At 45.9% G+C, this 18981-nt stretch carries 5 protein-coding genes; all 5 read left to right on the top strand.

Translation table 11 applies throughout. From position 1 onward, the window contains the following. Positions 1-10 precede the first annotated feature (10 nt). The 5 genes from MKZ07_RS18365 to MKZ07_RS18345 are packed head-to-tail and all read left to right on the top strand — an operon-like array spanning position 11 to position 18950. Positions 11-4801 carry a type I polyketide synthase gene (locus tag MKZ07_RS18365; RefSeq protein WP_341027034.1) on the top strand — a complete coding sequence of 1597 codons (4791 nt, stop codon included), beginning with the start codon at positions 11-13 and terminating at the stop codon, positions 4799-4801. Positions 4802-4817: 16 nt separating this feature from the next. Next, complete coding sequence (locus MKZ07_RS18360; RefSeq protein ID WP_341027031.1) at positions 4818-9635, top strand: type I polyketide synthase; 4818 nt, start codon at positions 4818-4820, stop codon at positions 9633-9635. Between the two features lie 40 nt (positions 9636-9675). Continuing rightward, positions 9676-11217 carry a phytoene desaturase family protein gene (locus MKZ07_RS18355; protein ID WP_341027028.1) on the top strand — a complete coding sequence of 514 codons (1542 nt, stop codon included), beginning with the start codon at positions 9676-9678 and terminating at the stop codon, positions 11215-11217. Next, on the top strand, positions 11210-17914 hold the full coding sequence (locus MKZ07_RS18350) for a type I polyketide synthase (RefSeq protein ID WP_341027025.1): 6705 nt from the start codon (positions 11210-11212) through the stop codon (positions 17912-17914). The genes MKZ07_RS18355 and MKZ07_RS18350 overlap by 8 nt, the downstream gene beginning before the upstream one ends. After that, the gene (locus tag MKZ07_RS18345) at positions 17907-18950 is read left to right on the top strand and encodes a methyltransferase (protein ID WP_036700419.1); all 1044 of its coding nucleotides are present in this window, start codon (positions 17907-17909) and stop codon (positions 18948-18950) included. The genes MKZ07_RS18350 and MKZ07_RS18345 overlap by 8 nt, the downstream gene beginning before the upstream one ends. The last annotated feature ends 31 nt before the right edge of the window (positions 18951-18981 follow it).

The following is an 18981-nucleotide window of genomic DNA, read 5'->3' as shown; positions in this document are numbered from 1 at the left end:
AGGTGAGAAAATGAGAGATGGTTTTATTAGCTTAAAGGATTTGAAAGCTTCAGCTTTCACAGCCAGCGGCCCTGAAACTGAGGAGAGAGAGAGAGCTGAGAATGACATTGCGATTATTGGCATGTCCGGCAGATTTGGAGAGGCTCATAATTTAAAATCCTTTTGGGATGTGCTCCTGAATGGGAAAGAGTGTATCAGAGAGCTTCCGCTGAGCAGGAAGGCAGATGCTGACCGGTACCTGGAATTCAGTGGGGAGAAGTCTCAGCACGAAAATATTAATTATACAAAAATTGCGTACATGGAGGAAATCGACAAGTTTGACTGCAGTTTTTTTGGAATACTTCCCAATGAAGCTAAGCTGATGGACCCCAGGCAGAGACTGTTTCTGGAATCAGCCTGGAGTACTTTGGAAGACGCCGGTTACAGTGGCGGACAACTAAGTGGAACCAAGACAGGAATTTATGTGGGCCTAAGCAGTGATGGCAGCAATGAATATTTCAAGTTAATAGAGCAAGGAGACCCATCACTGATCGGTTTGTCAACTGCAGGGAACATCAAGTCTTTCATAGCCAGCAGATTAGCATATATCCTGGATCTCCAAGGTCCATCTATGATAATAGATACCGCTTGTTCTTCCTCTCTGGTTGCACTGCATGTAGCTTGCCAAGCTATTAAGAATAATGAATGTGAAGCTGCGTTGGTCGGCGGGGTGAATATTAAGATCTTCCCTAAAACGGAAGAGGAGAACAAAATGGGCATTGGGATCAGCTCGTCGGACTCAAAGATCAGGACTTTTGATGACCAGGCTGATGGGACTAACAGCGGGGAAGGTGTTGCTTCAATTCTGATTAAACCGCTGCACAAGGCAATCCGGGACCGGGATCATATTTATGCAGTGATTAAAGGGAGTGCCGTCAATCAAGACGGCAGTTCTGTGGGAATTACAGCACCGAATATGACTGCACAGGAAAATGTGATTGTAGAAGCCTGGAGACAGGCGCATGTGGATCCCCGGACGATTACATATTGGGAAGCGCATGGAACAGGCACTAAACTGGGAGATCCTATCGAGGTTCATGCTATACAGCGGGCCTTCAGCCGTTTCACAGACCGTAAGCAGTTCTGCGCTATCGGCTCCTTGAAAACTAATATCGGTCATCTGGACAGTCTGGCTGGATTGGCTGGATTGATGAAGGCGGTTATGGCGATACAGTATAAAAAAATACCGCCCAGCCTGCATTTCAAATTCCCCAACCGTAATATCCAATTCAGCAGCTCACCGGTGTACGTAAATGACCGGATTAGCGACTGGAAAGGCTATGGCGGAGTGTATAGATGCGGAATCAGCAGCTTCGCACTCAGTGGTACAAATGCCCATGTCGTTCTTGAGGGCCCCCCCGAGTTGGATGCGGGCAAAGAAACGGCGGCGGGAAATCATGTGTTTACTATTTCTGCCCAGTCTGAGGCATCGCTGGAGAGACTGATCTTGAGTTATATTGATTTTCTCGATAGAGGACAAGATTTAAGGATCAGTGACCTTTGTTACACCGTCAATACCGGAAGACTTGCTAATCAATGCAGAATCGCAATGATAATCTCGTCTGCCGAAGAACTGATCCGTAAGCTTAAGCTGCTGGCTGGCAGCGGAGCAGAAACCTGCAGAGATGAAGATATATATTATCGGAGGTTGGACCGGAAAGTAAAGCTTTCAGGGAAACGTATGGCTGGCAACGGGGGCATAGCGGGATTGTTCCATAGCTCTACAGAAGATTTGCGCGTGTTGTGCCAGGCGTATTGCAATGGTGCAGATATAGACTTTGAGGAGCTCTACCGTGAGCTTGATTGCAGAAAGGTAAGTTTGCCTACGTACGCCTTTGAACCGAAAAGATTGTGGGTAGAGCTGGAGAAGCCGTGCAGAGCGGAAGCGGCTGCAGGAACTATTCACCCTCTGCTGCAGGAATTAGCTGTTCAGTCATTTAATTTGCAAGTCTATATTTCCTATTTGAAGGTTCAGAACTTGTGGGTTCTCAATGAGCATCAAGTCGGCAATGCTTATGTCATTCCGGGTACGACATATTTGGATATGGCTCGGGAAATTGGAATAAGACATTTCGGCGATGGCTGCGAGATTATTCTGAGAGACGTAAGTTTTTTGCAACTCTTGAAGGTGGGGAAGGATGAGGTCAGGGAGATTCATACTATTGTTAATATTGAAGGTGACACTTTGAAATTCACAGTCATCAGTAAGGGGGCTTCGACAGAAGAGTGGACGAAACATGCTGAGGCCTGGATTAGCAGCGGAGCAAGGCAGCCGCGGACATCTTATAACATCGGGCTTCTCAAACAAAGTTATGATTCAGTGTATGCTGTCCGCCGTAACCAAGGCTGGCCGGTGATTGAGGAGTCAAATTATACTTCTGTTGAATATGTGGAGGATGTCAACCGTCCAGAAAGCATCATCCATGTGGGCGGACGCTGGAAATGCACCAATGCCATCTATAGAAATCCGGAAGGAATATTGTGCGAACTGGAGATCCAAGCAGAATATGAGAAGGATTTGGAGCATTACTATTTGCATCCTGCCATGATGGATTGTGCAGTAAATGCAGGTACTTTTACGATAAATGAAGATACTTACCTTCCTTACTATTACAAAGAATTTAGAATCTTTGGACCTACACCCCAAAAATTCTACAGCTATATCACAAGGCAAAAAACGGAGAATAATGAAACCGGGAAATTTGATCTGCTGCTTCTGAATGAAGACGGAGAGGTGTTTGGGGAGATCACCAGCTATATCGTTAAAAAGGTTCACAGCTCTAAAACGATTGAGATACCAATGGAAAAAGAGCATCTCTATCATAAGCTCAATTGGGTACAGAAGAAGGAGTACAAACTGCTCAGCCGCGATAAGAACGGTGAGGGTATCCTGTTGTTTCATAATCAGAATCAATTGGCAGGTGAGATTATAGAGTCTTTGCGCCGGGAGGGGCGGAGGGTAATCGAAGCTGTGCCCGGACAGGGCTTCTCTGAACTGGATGCGCAAAAATATAGCATAGGCGGGCAGCAAGAGGATTACGATAAGCTACTTGATGCGATTAAATCGCAAAGAATGAGTCAAATTGCTCATCTGATGGCGATCCATGACCAGGCCTCAGACGATGATCTTCAGAATCTTGAGTCTAATCTTAAGCTTGGGCTGGATAGTTTGTTTCATTTATCCAAATCTATAGTGAAATATACAAACTATCCGGTAGAGCTTCTATTATTTACAGACCGCGCCTATCGGATCAACGGTTCAGAGACAGTGGTTCACCCGCATCAGGCTGCCTTACTGGGTCTGGGGAAAGTACTGGGAAAAGAATCTGCAAAGTTGAATGTAAGATGTATAGATATTGATAAAGGGACCAGTTCCGCCGATTGCATCTGTGAGATCAAAACTAACAAACAGGTGGAGCTTGTAGGTTATAGAGCCGGAGTTCCTTATGTGCAGGAGCTGCAAGCCGTTCATCTCCCGGCACTGCCGGATCAGGAAGTGGAGATTAAAAGAGACGGTGTCTATATGATTACCGGGGGGCTGGGCGGATTGGGGCTGGAGGTGGCCAAGTACCTCACTTCATTAGAAAAGGTGAATCTGATCTTAATTGGCCGTTCCGGCTTGTCAGACCGGGAAGATTCGAGGGAGAAGAATCAATATAAGACAATGGTTCTGAATCAAATTAAAGCGAACGGTTCAAATATAGCCTTCTATAAAGTGGATGTAGCAGATATAACGGATATGCAGAGTGTGCTGGTGCAAGTAAGGCAACGGTATGGGAGGATTAACGGCATCATACACTGTGCCGGTGTTGCCGGAGAGGGATTTATATTTAATAAAGAGAAGGAAGTTTTTGGCCGTGTGACCAGACCCAAAATTCAAGGGACTTGGATCTTGGATAAACTGACTGCTGAGGACAGACTGGACTTTATGGTGATGTTCTCATCCATCAATTCAATGAACGGAAGCATGGGACAGGCCGATTACACGGCAGCTAATGCATACCTCGATTCGTATTCTGAATATAGGAAACTATCTAAGCCCGGACACAAAACACTTACAATCAATTGGTGCGGCTGGAAAGACATTGGGATGCTGGTTGATTACAAGGATAAGATTGGAAAAATGGGAAGGGCCCAGGAAGAGCAGAACGAGCAGGGATTCAAAAATATCGGTACGCAAGAGGCGATTGATGCCCTGGATGCGGTTCTGAACAAAGATATTTCAAATGTCATTATTGGCGAACTGGATCATAAGGTCTTAGGGCTGCACAAGGATCAGATTGCATTTAGCATATCGCCGGAAATAACTGCAATAATTGAAAAATTCCTGCCTAAGACTCCGAGACAGGCCGCAGGGTCTCCGGCTGGAATGGAGTTCAAGGATTATAGCAGAATTGAAGATGCCGTTGTGAAGGCATGGGTCAAGGTACTCGGTCTGGAAGAAATCAATGTTGCCGATAAATTCTATGATCTGGGGGGGGATTCTATATCAGCGATATATTTAGTTAAAGAAATCAGTCACGTATTTCCATCATTGATTGATATCTCTGATCTATTCACCTACCCGTCGATCACCGAAATGTCTCATTATATTCATAGCAGAATGGAAGACAAGAGAAGTCAGGCTGCTAATGATGTTCAACCGCTGACCAATGAGAAGGAAACAGAGACAGAACTTGACGGTATTCTGAGTAAGCTGGCTTCCGGTGAACTGGAGGTAAGTGAAGCCAACCAATTGTTATATTCCGGTCAAAAACAATAGTGGGAGTGAGCAGCTAATGAGTGTGGTTCAAACCTATATCTTTGAGCAGGTCAAGCAGCATAAGCTAACACAAGAAGAAGCAAAACAGATACTTAAGGAACTGAAAAGTGAAGGAGTACAGAGGGAAGATATCGCAATTATAGGTATTTCGTGCAGGCTGCCTAAGGCAAGTAACACCGATGAGTACTGGAATAATCTGATGGAAGAGTTAGATTGTAAGGTTGAATTTCCAAAAAGAATGCTCGAGCATATCAAACCTATTGTAAATAATAGAGCTTATGCGGAATTTATGGGAGGGAGGTTTTTTACAGAGGAAGAAGCAGAGGATTGTAATCTGGGCGGGTATCTGGAAGATGTCGATAAGTTTGATGCCGAGTTGTTTAACATCTCCCCCAAAGAAGCTAAAACGATGGATCCGTCCCATAGAGTGTTGCTGGAGAGCGTCTGGACCGCTATAGAAGATGCCGGTTATGCCGGAGATAAAATATATGGCAGCCGCACCTCACTGTATGTCGGTAAGGATCATGTGAATGATACTTTATATCGCTATGTCACCGAAGATGAATCCACAAGCATGACAGGAAACTGGCCGGGATTAATGGCAGGACGGATTAATTACCTGTTAAATTTGAAAGGGAATTCTATGGTGCTGGACTCTGCATGCAGTTCCGGATTACTGGGTGTACACTTGGCCTGCAAAGCTCTGAAGAACAAAGAATGTGAGATGGCTATTGTCAGTGCGATCTCTTTGGGCATCTTCCCGCGATTCCGTGCAGCCCGCAAATCTATGATGGAATCCCAGGATGACCGGGTGAAGACCTTTGATAAACATGCAGACGGCACTTTTTTTAGTGACGGTGTGGCCGCGGTGATTCTCAAGCCTTTAACCAAAGCTCAGCAGGATGGAGATCATATCTACGCTGTTATTAAGGGAAGTGCAGTGAACAATGACGGGGCTTCCAACGGACTGACTGCACCTAATGCGGTAGCCCAGGAGGAGGTTCTCCTAAAGGCTTGGGAGGATGCCCGGATTGACCCTGAGACCATTCAATATATTGAAGCCCATGGAACCGGAACCAAGCTGGGCGACCCCATAGAGATTAAAGGGCTTAGCAATGCCTTTGCTAAACATACCGATAAAGTCCAGTTCTGCGGTATAGGATCGGTTAAAGCAAATATTGGCCATACAGTGGCTGTATCAGGTCTGGCGTCTCTAATCAAGGTAGTCTTATCCATGAAGCATCATGTAATTCCTTCAAGTATTCATTTCAAAGAGCCTAATCCGCTAATTAATTTCATTAAGTCACCGATGTTTGTTACGGAGAAGCCGTTGCCTTGGCCCAAAGGGGTTCAGCCTAGAAGAGCAGGAATTAATTCGTTTGGTTTTGTGGGGACGAATGCCCACGTTGTTGTAGAAGAAGCCCCGGATCAAGAGCAGCATGGGGAGGCTGCAGTTCCCGGGTATGAAATATTTGCAGTATCCGCGAAGTCAGAGGCATCCTTACTCCAACTGATTAACCGGTATGAGGAATTCTTCAGACAGGGGTCGGAAACCAGCCTGAATAACATTTGTTATACGGCTACAACTGGAAGAGGCCATTACGCCTACCGGCTAGCCTTGATTGTGCACAGCTATGAAGAACTTAAACAAAAAATCAGCACGCTGTCCTCCAGCAGATTAAGTGATCTTTCAGGTAAGGGTGTATTCTATGATTTCCATAAAATCGGATCTGACCGGAAGCCTATCAGGGATCAAGGAGAAATTACACTTTCAGAACATAGGGAGCTGAGTAGCCAAGCTAGTCATCTTATGGAAGAGGTTATCCAAGACCGAAGCGACTATCTGATTCTGAATCTGGCAGAGATCTGCAAGTTATATGTAAAAGGGGCGAAAATTGACTGGAACTTGATGTACCGGGACGGTAAAAGAAGAATCGTATCGTTACCCACATATCAATTCGATAGAGTGATGTATTGGGGTGAAGTGAAAGATAGAAGATCCGGAATGGAGTCAGCGGCCAAAAGTATCAGCCATCCTCTGATCGACCACTGTATGGCAGATTCTCTGGATGAAACCATCTATGCTACAACATTCAGCGTGAACTCGCATTGGGTGCTCAGTGACCACAAAATTATGGGGGTAAGCGTGATTCCCGGAACGACCTATCTGGAGATGGGAAGAAAGGCATGTTCGCAACTGTACGGCACGGATTTTCTTGAATTAAGAGATATCTTCTTTTTTACACCGTTCTCGGTAGGGCCAACAGAAGACAAGCTGGTACATACCATTGTAAAGAAGGAAAAGGACCATGCCCGCTTCATTATTGCCAGTGCAGACCAGGGGAAATGGACTACTCATGCGGAAGGAAAAGCCTATCTTTTCAGCGGAACTTCTCCGGATGCACAGCCCTTAACGTTCGATCTGAACACTGCCTGGAATGACAGCAAAAAGGAACGCATTAAAGTTAAATATGAAGGCTCCAGCTTAAACAGTAAAGTGTTCTCTTTTGGTCCGCGTTGGCTGAATTTTAAAGAAATCCTTATGGATAATAATGAACAATTAGTAGAGCTGGAATTGTCGGAAGCCTTTAAGGGAGATCTGAAGGAGTTGATTATTCATCCCTCCCTGCTGGATAATGCGGCAAATGTATTTATTGGAGAGGACGATGATGATAGTACGTTTCTCCCGCTCTCCTATAAAAATATTAAAATTTATTCTGCGATGCCGCAGCATTTCTACGCTTATGTACACAAAAAATCAGGTAACAAGGAAACTAAGACATGCGATCTTCAATTAATAGATATGCAAGGCAAGATTTTTATGGAAATTAAGGACTATGTACTTAAAAAGGTCAATCGGTTGATGACCCTTTTTAAAGACAATGAACAGCTGGACAGCAGCTTCTATCATTTAAATTGGATACCGGATGAACCTGCAGATCAAGGCCGCAGAGACTGTGAAGGAGCATTGCTGGTATTTAAAGATAAGCAAGGAGTATATGAGAAGCTTGCCGGGAAATTGCAGCATGAACCTATGAATACGATTCAGATTGAATTCGGAGAAGTCTTTCAAAGGCTCACCTCTAATCATTACATTATCCGTGGGACGGAGAATGATTACATTAATCTGATGAATGAGCTCAAGGGCCGTAATATCAGGCAAATTCTTCATTTGTCCTCGATCGCGGGTGAGGCGGCTACTTATAAGGAATTGGAGGACCAGCAGAACCGGAGTTTGTACAGCTTGTTCTTTTTAGCCAAAAGTATCAGCAGCAACAAGATTAAAGAGAATATTGATGTAGTCTTGGTCTCTGATCATGCTACGGAAGTGACAGGACAAGAGAAAAAGATCAATTCCCTGGGGGCGGCATTATTCGGTCTGGGTTCTGTACTTACTCAAGAGTCCAAGAACATTCATTGCAGAGCGGTTGATGTAGATAACGAGACTCCGGCAGAGCAGATCATTGGAGAGATTCAGCGGATTGAACCCAAGTATCAGGTTGCCTTCAGAAACGGGAAGCGATACACCTCTGAACTGGATCTGTATAAGCCAGAGAATCAGGAAGAGAAAGAACTGGAGATTAAGGAGAACGGGGTCTATATCATTACAGGCGGTACAGGTGGTATAGGATTAGAAATTGCCAAATATCTGGCCGGGAAGAGCTCCGTCCATATTGCCTTGATTAACCGTTCGAAGCTGCCGGAAGCAGAGCTGTGGGAGCAAATGATTCAGGAGAATCCTGAACATAAGCTGTCCAGCAAGCTCAAAACGATAAATGAGATAAAAGAATCAGGTTCAGGTGTATATTGCTACAGTTGTGACATTACCGACCCGGATCAGGTCAATGAAGTGGTTCAGGAGCTAAAAATGAAATACGGTAGTATCCAGGGCATTTTCCACTGTGCAGGTGTGGCAGGCGACGGTTTTATCTTCAGAAAGCCCGAGGCCGTATTTAAAGAGGTAGTCAGCCCCAAAATAACCGGTACATGGGTGTTGGATCAGGCAACAAAAGAGGAAAATCTGGACTTCTTTATGCTCTTCTCATCCATTAATGCGGTCTTTGGAGGCTCCGGGCAAGGGGATTATACTGCTGCCAATGCTTACCTGGATTCCTTCTCCTATTCACGTAATAAAAGAGATGCGCGTACAACATCCGTCAATTGGCCGGCGTGGGGCGAGGTGGGAATTGCAGCCGATTATGGAATTAACGGCGATTTATCTGTATTTCACATGTTACCGGTAAAAGAAGCACTGAAGCTTATGGACAGAATGGCAGCAGGAGATATCGCCCAAGCGATTCCGGGCCGACTGAACTGTCCGGTGCTGGCTGCCGCTCAAGACCAATTGCCGTTTGCTTTATCAGCAGCGGTCAGAGACCAGCTGAGGGATGTGGGGACAGCCGGAATAGCAGCTGCAGAAGGCGCCGAAAGAAAGGCGGCAGGGGACGTTGTTCTCAAAGGAAAAGGCGCTGACTACTCTGAAACCGAGAAGAATATTGCACAGATGTATTCTTCAATTCTTGACAGACACGAACTTGATCTGTATGAAAGCTTCAATGCTATGGGAGGAGACTCAATAATGGCGACTCAATTACTGAAGCTGATCGACACACAGTATCCTGATGTCGTTGATATCTCTGACATTTTCACCTATTCATCAGTGGTAGAGCTGGCCGAATACATTGACCGGGAAACCCGGAAAAACAATATGCCCGCGAGGGGGAAAGCAGAGCCTGCTGCCGAACCAGCGGACCAGGAACTGAAAGATTTAATTGAGAACCTGCAAAAAGGAACGATAGATATTATTGATGGCCTGAAAATTCTGGAAAGCTGAAAAACGGATTTCTAATAATTTGCCGAAAGAGGGAGAAACAATGGACAATCAGAAAACTATCATTATTGGAGCGGGAATCGCCGGACTTGCTGCGGGATGTTACTTACAGATGAACGGGTATGACACCCTGATTATGGAGGCAGGAGCGCTGCCGGGCGGATTGTGCACCGGGTGGACAAGGAAGGGGTATTTTTTTGACGGCTGTCTAAGCTGGCTGGTAGGCTCAGGCCCCAACAATACCTTTCACAAATTCTGGAGTGAATTGAATGTGATCCAGAACATGACGTTTGTTAATGATGAGGAATTTGCTGTAGTTAATTTCAAGGACGGGACACAATTTACGTTGTATGCTGATGCAGATAAGCTGGAGCAGGAATTTCTTAGAATCGCACCCGAAGATGCAGCAATAATAAAGACCCTGACCGATGCAATCAAAATAATCTCAAACGTTGATTTGAGAATTGATAAAGCGCCTGAGTTGTTCGATCTTACTGACTTTCAAGCCTTCAAAGCCAAAGCTGGCGAGTATATGGAAGTAATGAAGAAGTGGGGCGGTGTGACGATTAAGGACTTTGCCCAGCAATTCAAAAGTGAATTTGTACGAACGAATTACCGCAAAATATTCTGGTTTAATGCGGATACGGCCGTTGCTTATTTCATGGCTACTATGGGCTGGGTTCATGCTAAGGCATCAGGTTATCCGGTAGAAAGTTCTTTGCACCTCTCTAAAATCATTGAGCAAAGATATCTGGAGCTTGGAGGGAAGATTCAATATCATTCCAGAGTTTCACGGATCATTGTTGATGAGGGTGCGGCAACAGGTGTTGAATTGGATAACGGGAGAATCTACCCCGCAGATCAGGTGATTTCGGCCGCTGACGGCTTCAGCACTATTTTTGAAATGCTGGAGGGGAAATACGCAGACGATGATCTGAGATATTGCTATGAGAATTTCAGTACCAAAACTGCGCAGATCTATGTAGGGCTGGGGATATCACGGACATTTGATGATATGCCGCACTATATGAGCCTGGAGCTGGACAAGCCGCTGAATGCAAATGGTGATGCCAAGACGGATAATATATTCGTGAAAATATTCAATAAACACCCGGACTTCGCGCCAAAGGGCAAAACGAGCGTCGTAGTCTATGCGAAGACTCCCATGGGGTATTGGGAACATCTGAAGGAAACGAATCCGCACCATTATGATGAGCAAAAGAAAGCCGTAGCTGATGAGATTATCGGGCTGCTGGAAGAACGGCTCGGAAACATAAAAGAGCATATTGAAGTAGTGGATGTTTCAACACCTTGTACCATTACCAGATATACAAGTAACCGGAATGGCAGTTGGATGGGATGGGAGAAGCATATGGATAACATTGTGCAGGAGAAGAAGCTGAAACGGTCTTTGCCCGGACTGGCGAATTTTTATATGGTTGGGCATTGGACGCAGGTAGGCGGAGGATTGCCGAGTGTGGTGCTGCAGGCGCGGAATTTGGTGCAGGTTCTTTGTACGGAAAATGGACAGCCGTTCTCTACGACGATTGGAGAGTCTTCCCTTGGGGTGAGCAACCGTGGATGATGCCTCTATCATCAAAAAATATATCCTGGAGCAGGTTAAAGCTCAAAGCATGGACAGCGAGATGGCGCTGAAGGTATTGAAGCTGTTAACCCAAAAAGAGAAGAAGGGCAGCAATGACATTGCTGTGATCGGGATGGCCTGCAAATTCTCTGATGCAGATAACACACAGGAGTATTGGAGCAATATTTTGAATTCGATGAAGTGCATCAGAGATCTGCCCCATGGCAGAAAGGCGGATCTGGACCCGCTGATGAACGATGCCGGGAAGGAAGCCTACTTCCAGGCAGGGTTCATAGAGGAGATTGATAAGTTTGATGCGGGCTTTTTTAGAATATCACCCCGGGAAGCGATGCTTATGGACCCGAAGCAGCGTCTGTTCCTGGAGACAGTGTATCATGCTATTGAGGATGCGGGGTATGCCGGCCCCAAAATATACGGGTCTAATACAGGCATGTACGTAGGTCATGACCACAGCGGGGAACTGAAGATCTCCTATGCCTCTTTCATCAAGGATGCGGATATGATTGCAATGACAGGCACCTACCCCGGGATTCTTGCAAGCAGAACCTCTTATATCTTCAATCTCAAAGGCCCGAGTCTTGTTGTTGATACGGCCTGTTCTTCAGGGCTGGTGTCCGTTCATCTTGCCTGTAACGCGCTGAAGAATGAAGAGTGCAGTATGGCCATTGCCGGCGGGGTCAATCTGTTTCTCCTGCCGCAGCAAACGGGGATGATGAATGAAATTGAAGCAGGCAATGGCCAGATCAGTATTTTTGATAAAAATGCGGGAGGCACTATGTGGGGAGAAGGGATCTCTGCACTCGTTTTAAAGCCTCTAGACCGGGCTGTGGAGGATGGGGATCAGATTTACGCAGTAATCAAGGGGAGTGCCATTAACAATGACGGGGCCTCCAATGGAATAACAGCTCCGAATGCGGAAGCTCAAACGGGACTGATTGTCAGAGCCTGGGAGAATGCCAAAATAGACCCGGAAACCATTGGATATATTGAAACTCATGGTACCGGAACCATTCTGGGAGATCCTATAGAGATCAAAGGAATAACCAATGCTTTTAAAAAATATACAACTAAAAAGCAGTTCTGCGGCATCGGTTCAGTAAAACCCAATATTGGCCATACCGTGGCAGCATCAGGAATTGCTTCCTTGATTAAAGCAATTCTGGCGATTAAAGAGGGAGTAATTCCCCCCAGCATTAATTTCCATGAGCCCAATCCGCTGATTCATTTCAGCAATTCTCCTGTATATGTGAGTGATCGGGCAGCTGTGTGGGAGAGCGGAGCGGGGCCAAGAAGAGCCGGTGTCAGTTCTTTTGGATTCAGCGGAACCAATTGCCATGTTGTGCTGGAGGAAGCACCGGGGCAAGCGGCAGATGCCCAGCCTGGTCAACCGGTTGAGGTACTGACACTGTCTGCCAAGAATACAAAATCACTCGAGAAATTAATTGAAAATTATATTCACTTTCTGGATAAGGATCTATTCGATCTGTCCAGCCTTTGTTACACAGCAAATACCGGAAGGAAGCATTGTGAGTATAGGATATGCCTGAAGGTTAAGGACAAGGCTGAATTGAAAAGGGAATTGAACAAACTGAGTGATAGCCTCCATTTCCTGAATCCCAGAAGGCTCTCTCCTGCGGAGGAACGTGAATTGAAAAATACCGCCCGGCAAAAGGTTGAGGCTTACACAAGAGGCGGCAAAACAGAAATGAGTATATTGAATGAGATCTGCAGCCTGTATGAAAAAGGGGGAGAGGTGGACTGGGAGAGCTTATATGAAGGAGAACAGAGGAAAAAAACCAGTGTTCCGCTCTACCCGTTCCTGAAGGAAAGACACTGGATCAGTATGGAAAGTAGAAGAGCAGCAGAACCAAGTGTGCATCCAATCACATGGCAAAATAGCCTTGAGGCTGCAGCGGCAGGCATACAGCTTGAAGGCAGAGCCAGCAGCCAATATTCTGAAACGGAGATCAGTCTCGGCCAGATTTGGGGAGCAGCCCTGGGAATGAACCCGATGTCTATAACGGCAGACTTCTATGAGATCGGCGGAGATTCAATTATTGCCATAGAAATTGTAAATACTCTTAATACAATTCTGGATCTCAGTTTGCAGGTGCCGGATTTATTCGAGCACTCCAATATACAAAGACTGGCGTCCTATATCGATTGCCGTGCTGAGAGCAATAAAGATACGCGCGGGAATCCGGAAATACCACGTATCCCGGAAGCACAATACTACGAGGTGTCTTCCTCCCAGAAGAGAATCTACATTCTGAACCAGCTGAACACCTTGAGCACCTCGTATAATATTCCGCATTTTATAATGATTGAAGGTGAACTGGATCAAGAGCGCCTCGAACGCTCACTTGATTTGCTTATCCAGCGGCATGAAGTATTGAGAACTTCTTTTAGCTTCGCGGATAAGCAGCTTGTCCAGGTAGTAGAGGATCATGTTCATCTGGCGATTGAAAAATATCGTGCAGAAGACGAAACGGAATTGAATGCAATCACCAGAGCATTTATCCGTCCGTTTGATCTAAGCCAGGCTCCCCTGGTCCGGGCGGGGTTGGTTGAACTTCACAAAGGCAAGCATCTCTTGATGCTTGATGTACAGCATATCATTGCTGACGGGGCTTCGATTCCGCTGCTGCAGAAAGAGATCATCTATTTGTATGAGAATAACCCGCTGCCGGAATTGAATGTTCAATATAAAGATTTTGCAAAATGGCAGAATGAATTATTTAAGACAGACTACATGAATAAGCAAAAGAAGTATTGGATAAATACCTTTTCCGGTGAAATTCCCACACTTAATTTGCCGTATGATTATCCCAGAGACAGCGAGCAGGGAGTGCAGGGGGAGCGGTTAACTTTTAAGGCAAGCAGGGATCTGACGCAACGGTTAAGTAAATATTGCTCCAAGGAAAAGACTACCCTGTTTATGACTTTGCTGGCAGCCTTCAATGTATTCCTGTTCAAGCATACGGGTCAAGAGGATATCATTGTGGGTTCTCCTATTGCCGGCCGGAAGCACAAGGAGCTGGAGCAGTTGATAGGAATGTTTGTCAATACACTTGCTCTCAGGAACCGTCCATCTGCTCAAATGGCATTCAGAGACTTCCTTGCCGGGGTTAAGGAGAAGGCGCTGCAGGCATACGAGCATCAGGATTATCCGTTTGAGGAATTGGTAGATCAATTGAATATGGGTAGAAATCTAAACGGAACAGCCTTGTTCAATGTCATGTTTGTTCTTCAAGTGATGGATAACCCGGCCATTGAAGTCAATGGTATGAAATATGCGCCGTATCCCTTTGAGAATAAAACAGCTAAATTTGATCTTGTGCTGCAGGCCTTTCCGGGCCGGGACGAGCTTAAATTTGAATTCACTTATGCTGCCAAATTATTCAAGCCCGGTACCATTGCAAGGTTTGCCACACGGTTCCTGCAGATTCTGGAGCATGTTGTTTCGCTGGAGAATATTCTTATTGGTGAGATTGATATGCTGGACGGGGACGAGCTGCGGAGCATAAGAAGTTATAGCCAGTCAGGAATGTCAGCCCCGTACAATGCCAAGACGTTAACTGAAGAATTCGAGGGGCAAGCAGCAAGGGTTCCGGACCAATTGGCTGTATCCGGGATTGACGGCTCATTAAATTACCGTGAGTTGAATGAACGGGCTAACCAACTGGCCAGAGTGCTTATCGGAAACGGAGTGTGTAAGGATAGAGTAGTAGGTATTATCGCAGAACGCAGTACAAATTTTGCAGTAGGGATTATGGGGATATTGAAGGCTGGCGGGGCTTACTTGCCCATTGAGCCTGCTTATCCCCCCGACAGAAAACGATTTATGCTGGAGGATAGCGGGGCCTGTATTGTCCTTACCGATAAAGTTCACCGGAAGGAGCTGGAGCATGGAATTAAGGAAGTATGTCTTGAAGAAGCGGAAGTCTGCTCCGGGGAGAATGGAAATCTTGAAATACAAGCATCTCCTGATAGCCTGGCTTATGTAATTTACACCTCTGGCTCTACCGGACAACCTAAGGGAGTGATGATCGAGCACAGAAGCGTAACAAACCTTGTAGATGCACTTCATGAGAAAGTTTACAGTCTGCATGGTCCGCACCTTAATGTGGCTCTGCTTGCCCCCTTTGCATTTGATGCATCCGTGAAGCAGATCTTTTCAGCGCTTCTTCAAGGGCATCATCTGAATATTGTACCCGGAGGGGTACGCCAGGATATCATTCAGCTAACGGAATATTACAAGCAGCATAACATTGATATATCGGATGGGACCCCGGCGTATATACGTCTGCTGTCAGAGACGTCTCTGTGCGGACGGATGGGGGTTTCGCATTTCATTATCGGCGGTGAGGCGCTGTCCTTAACAGAGGTAGAGCGGTTCTACAACAATTATGGCGGTTACAGCCGTCCTTATATAACGAATGTTTATGGCCCCACCGAATGTTGTGTGGATGCCACGGCCTTCACAATTAAGCCAGAGGAATTGAGAGAACTACAGACCCTGCCGATTGGTTCTCCTATCAAAAACTGTTCAGTCTATATCCTTGATGAGCAAAAGAGGCTTGTGCCAACAGGAGTCCTTGGAGAGCTCTACATCGGCGGCCAAGGGGTTGGAAGAGGATACAGTAATAATAAGGAGTTAACGGACATCCGTTTTGTTGAAGATTTCTGTACGCCAGGAAGGTACATGTACAAAACTGGAGATATAGGAAGATGGATGGAGGACGGGCAAATCTATTTCGCTGGAAGAGCCGACGATCAAGTGAAAATCAGGGGATTCCGTATTGAACTGGATGAGATCAGGCATAGATTGCTTTCCTGTGATGGAGTACAGCAGGCAGTTGTTGCAGTTAAAAAGGACCAGCGGGAGGAACCCTATCTTTGTGCATATGTTGTGTGCAGGGATGGGCAGATTCTGCCGGAGCTTAACCAATATCTTAAGGATTACCTGCCTGATTATATGATCCCTCAAGCGATTATACCCATAGATCAGATTCCGGTGACTGTCAACGGCAAGGTCGATACCTCCCGGCTGCCGGATCTGCAGGAAACAAGAGATTATGCTGAGGGATATGCCGCCCCGAGAAATCATGTTGAAGAGATATTATGCACAGTCTGGTCCGAGGTGCTGGAACTTCGGCGGATTGGAATCAATGATAATTTTTTTGGGTCAGGTGGTGATTCCATCAAGGCCATCCAGGCTGCAGCCAGGATGGAAAAGTACAATTTGAGGCTTGAAGCGAAATATCTCTTTCAGTATCAGACCATTAGTGAGGTTTCCAAAAAGGTACAGGACCGGGCGGATCCTGCCGAATACGGAGCAGTAACTGGGGAAGCCGCACTAGTGCCTATCCAAAGCTGGATGATTGAACACTGTAAAGATACTCTGCATCATAGAAATCTTTCTTTTGTGCTCTATAGGGAGGCCGGCTTCGGCGAAGAGTATATCAAGAAGAGTTTTACTGAGCTCATCAAGCACCATGATGCCCTCAGGATGGTATTCAAAGATCATAACCGTCACAAGCTGCAGTACAACCGGGGGTCCGAGGAAGAATTGTTTGATTTCTATCGGATAGATCTTGCAGAATCGCATTCCTCCATTGAGGATGCAAAGGCTGCAGTGAACCAAGTACAGGCCAGTATGGATTTGGAGAAAGGGCCATTGGTCAAGCTGGCCTTAATTAAAGCCAAAGACGGTGAACATCTGTTAATTGTTGTTCACCAGATGATCATCGACCACCTGTCTTGGAGAATTGTTCTGGAAGACTTGGATACAGTCTACAGACAATTAATAAATCAGGAGGATATCAGGCTGCCTCCTAAAACAGCATCATTTCTGCAGTGGTCCAATCAGCTGCATGAGTATGCGCACAGTACAGACTTGCTCTGTGAGAAGCCATATTGGAATCAGGTAGAGAGTGTAGAGGTTACACCGCTGCCTACCGATTATGAAACAGATGAAGCCAGAGTAAAAGATAATTTCACCTTATACCAAGCCTTCGATTTCACAGAAACGGAACAAATCATGTCATCCATCCGGGGCAACCGGAAGTTCACAACAGAAAGTGTCATGCTGACAGCTCTGGCCATGACGATCTGTGATTGGACAGGTAATCTGGAGGTTGTGGTGAACTTGGGCAATCATGGCCGTGATTTGAACAGTAAAGATATTGATATTCTCAGAACTGTAGGCCGGTTCTCAACCCTCTACCCTGTGGCCCTGCAACTTCCGGAGGACAGAAATATTGGTTCATGTCTGGAGTATGTCAGAGAGTACCTGGGAGGAATTCCTAAGCAAGGAGGAGGGCATGGGGTCTTGAAATATCTGAGCAGTCCTCAGGAAGGGCTGCAATTCCGCTTGAATCCTGAACTGTCATTTAACTATATGGGACAATTTGATGCGGAGTTTAATACAGACATCTTCAGGATATCGCCTATAACTGGTGGGGAGGAGCGGAGCGGAGAAGAGGTCTGGAATTATAAACTTAAATTCATCAGCTTTATAAAAATGAACCAATTGACTGTGGGCATCGAATATAATCATCAGCAATACACCCGGGAGACTGTACATGCTCTGCTGCAGCAATACATGGTGTATCTGCAAAAAGCAGCTGCCAAACCGCTAATCACAACAAATGGAGGTCTTTACAATGACTAATACAATTAAAAGTGAACAGCCCGTGAACAAAATCTTTCCACAGGCTGCAGTTATGCAGATTGTCTCCGGCGTAGGTTTTTCTCTTGCCGTCAAAACTGCAGTGGAACTAGGTGTGTTCGATGCAATTAACAACGGGAAAAAGACAGTGAATGCTATAGCTGAATCTCTTTCTCTAAATGCTCCGGCCTTGTCCAGGCTGTTAAAGGCATTGCAGTCAGTAAGCCTGGTGACTCATGACGAAGACGGGAGCTATCAAGTTACGGAGTATGGAGCCACCCTTCTCACCGGGAAACCAAGGTCTCTTGAGCCGCTTGTGAAATATCTGCTCCATGAGACTGTAGTACAGTCAATGGCTGAGATGAAGTACAGCATCCAAACAGGCAGACCTGCATTTGAGAAGGTCTTCGGGGAGCAATGGTATGGAAATCATGAGATGAAAGATGATTATTTGCAAACCATGGACAAGGCTATGGAAATCTACTCCAGAATGAGTCTTCCGGCCTTGCTGGCTTCGTACCCGTTCGATCAATATGATGTCATCGTAGACGTGGCTGGAGGGCTGGGCCAGCTGATTTCAGGAGTGCTGCAATCGGCTCCAGAATCCAAAGGGGTCCTATTCGATCTTCCTGACACGATAGAAAGAGCCAGAATGAATGCCGGTATGGCAGATACCGGAGAACGTTGTGCATTTGTTTCAGGCAGCATGTTTGAGCAGATCCCTTCCGGCGGCAGTCTGTATATGATCAGCAAGGTGCTGAATGACTGGGATGACGAGCATGTCGTCAGTATTCTTGCAAATATCCGTAAGGTTATGACAAGCGGAACAAGGCTGATTATTATTGAGAATCTTCCGGACAAAGAGGGGATGTCTCCCGAAGAGGCGTTCCGTGATCTATTATTTCTGGTCTGCTCCGAAGGCGGAAGTGTCCGTACTCTGGATGAACTGGGTAAGCTGGCTAACGAAGCCGGTCTGGATATCTTGAGCGTCAGACAAACCCCAAGTAAATATTCAATAATTGAATGTGCAGTCCGGTAAGCCAAAGTCTGTATAGCGGGAGGTCTGGAAG

The organism is Paenibacillus sp. FSL P4-0338 (genome assembly GCF_038002365.1).
In the GTDB taxonomy this organism is placed as follows: Bacteria; Bacillota; Bacilli; order Paenibacillales; family Paenibacillaceae; genus Paenibacillus_AQ.
This window is presented reverse-complemented; position numbering and strand designations above follow the sequence as displayed.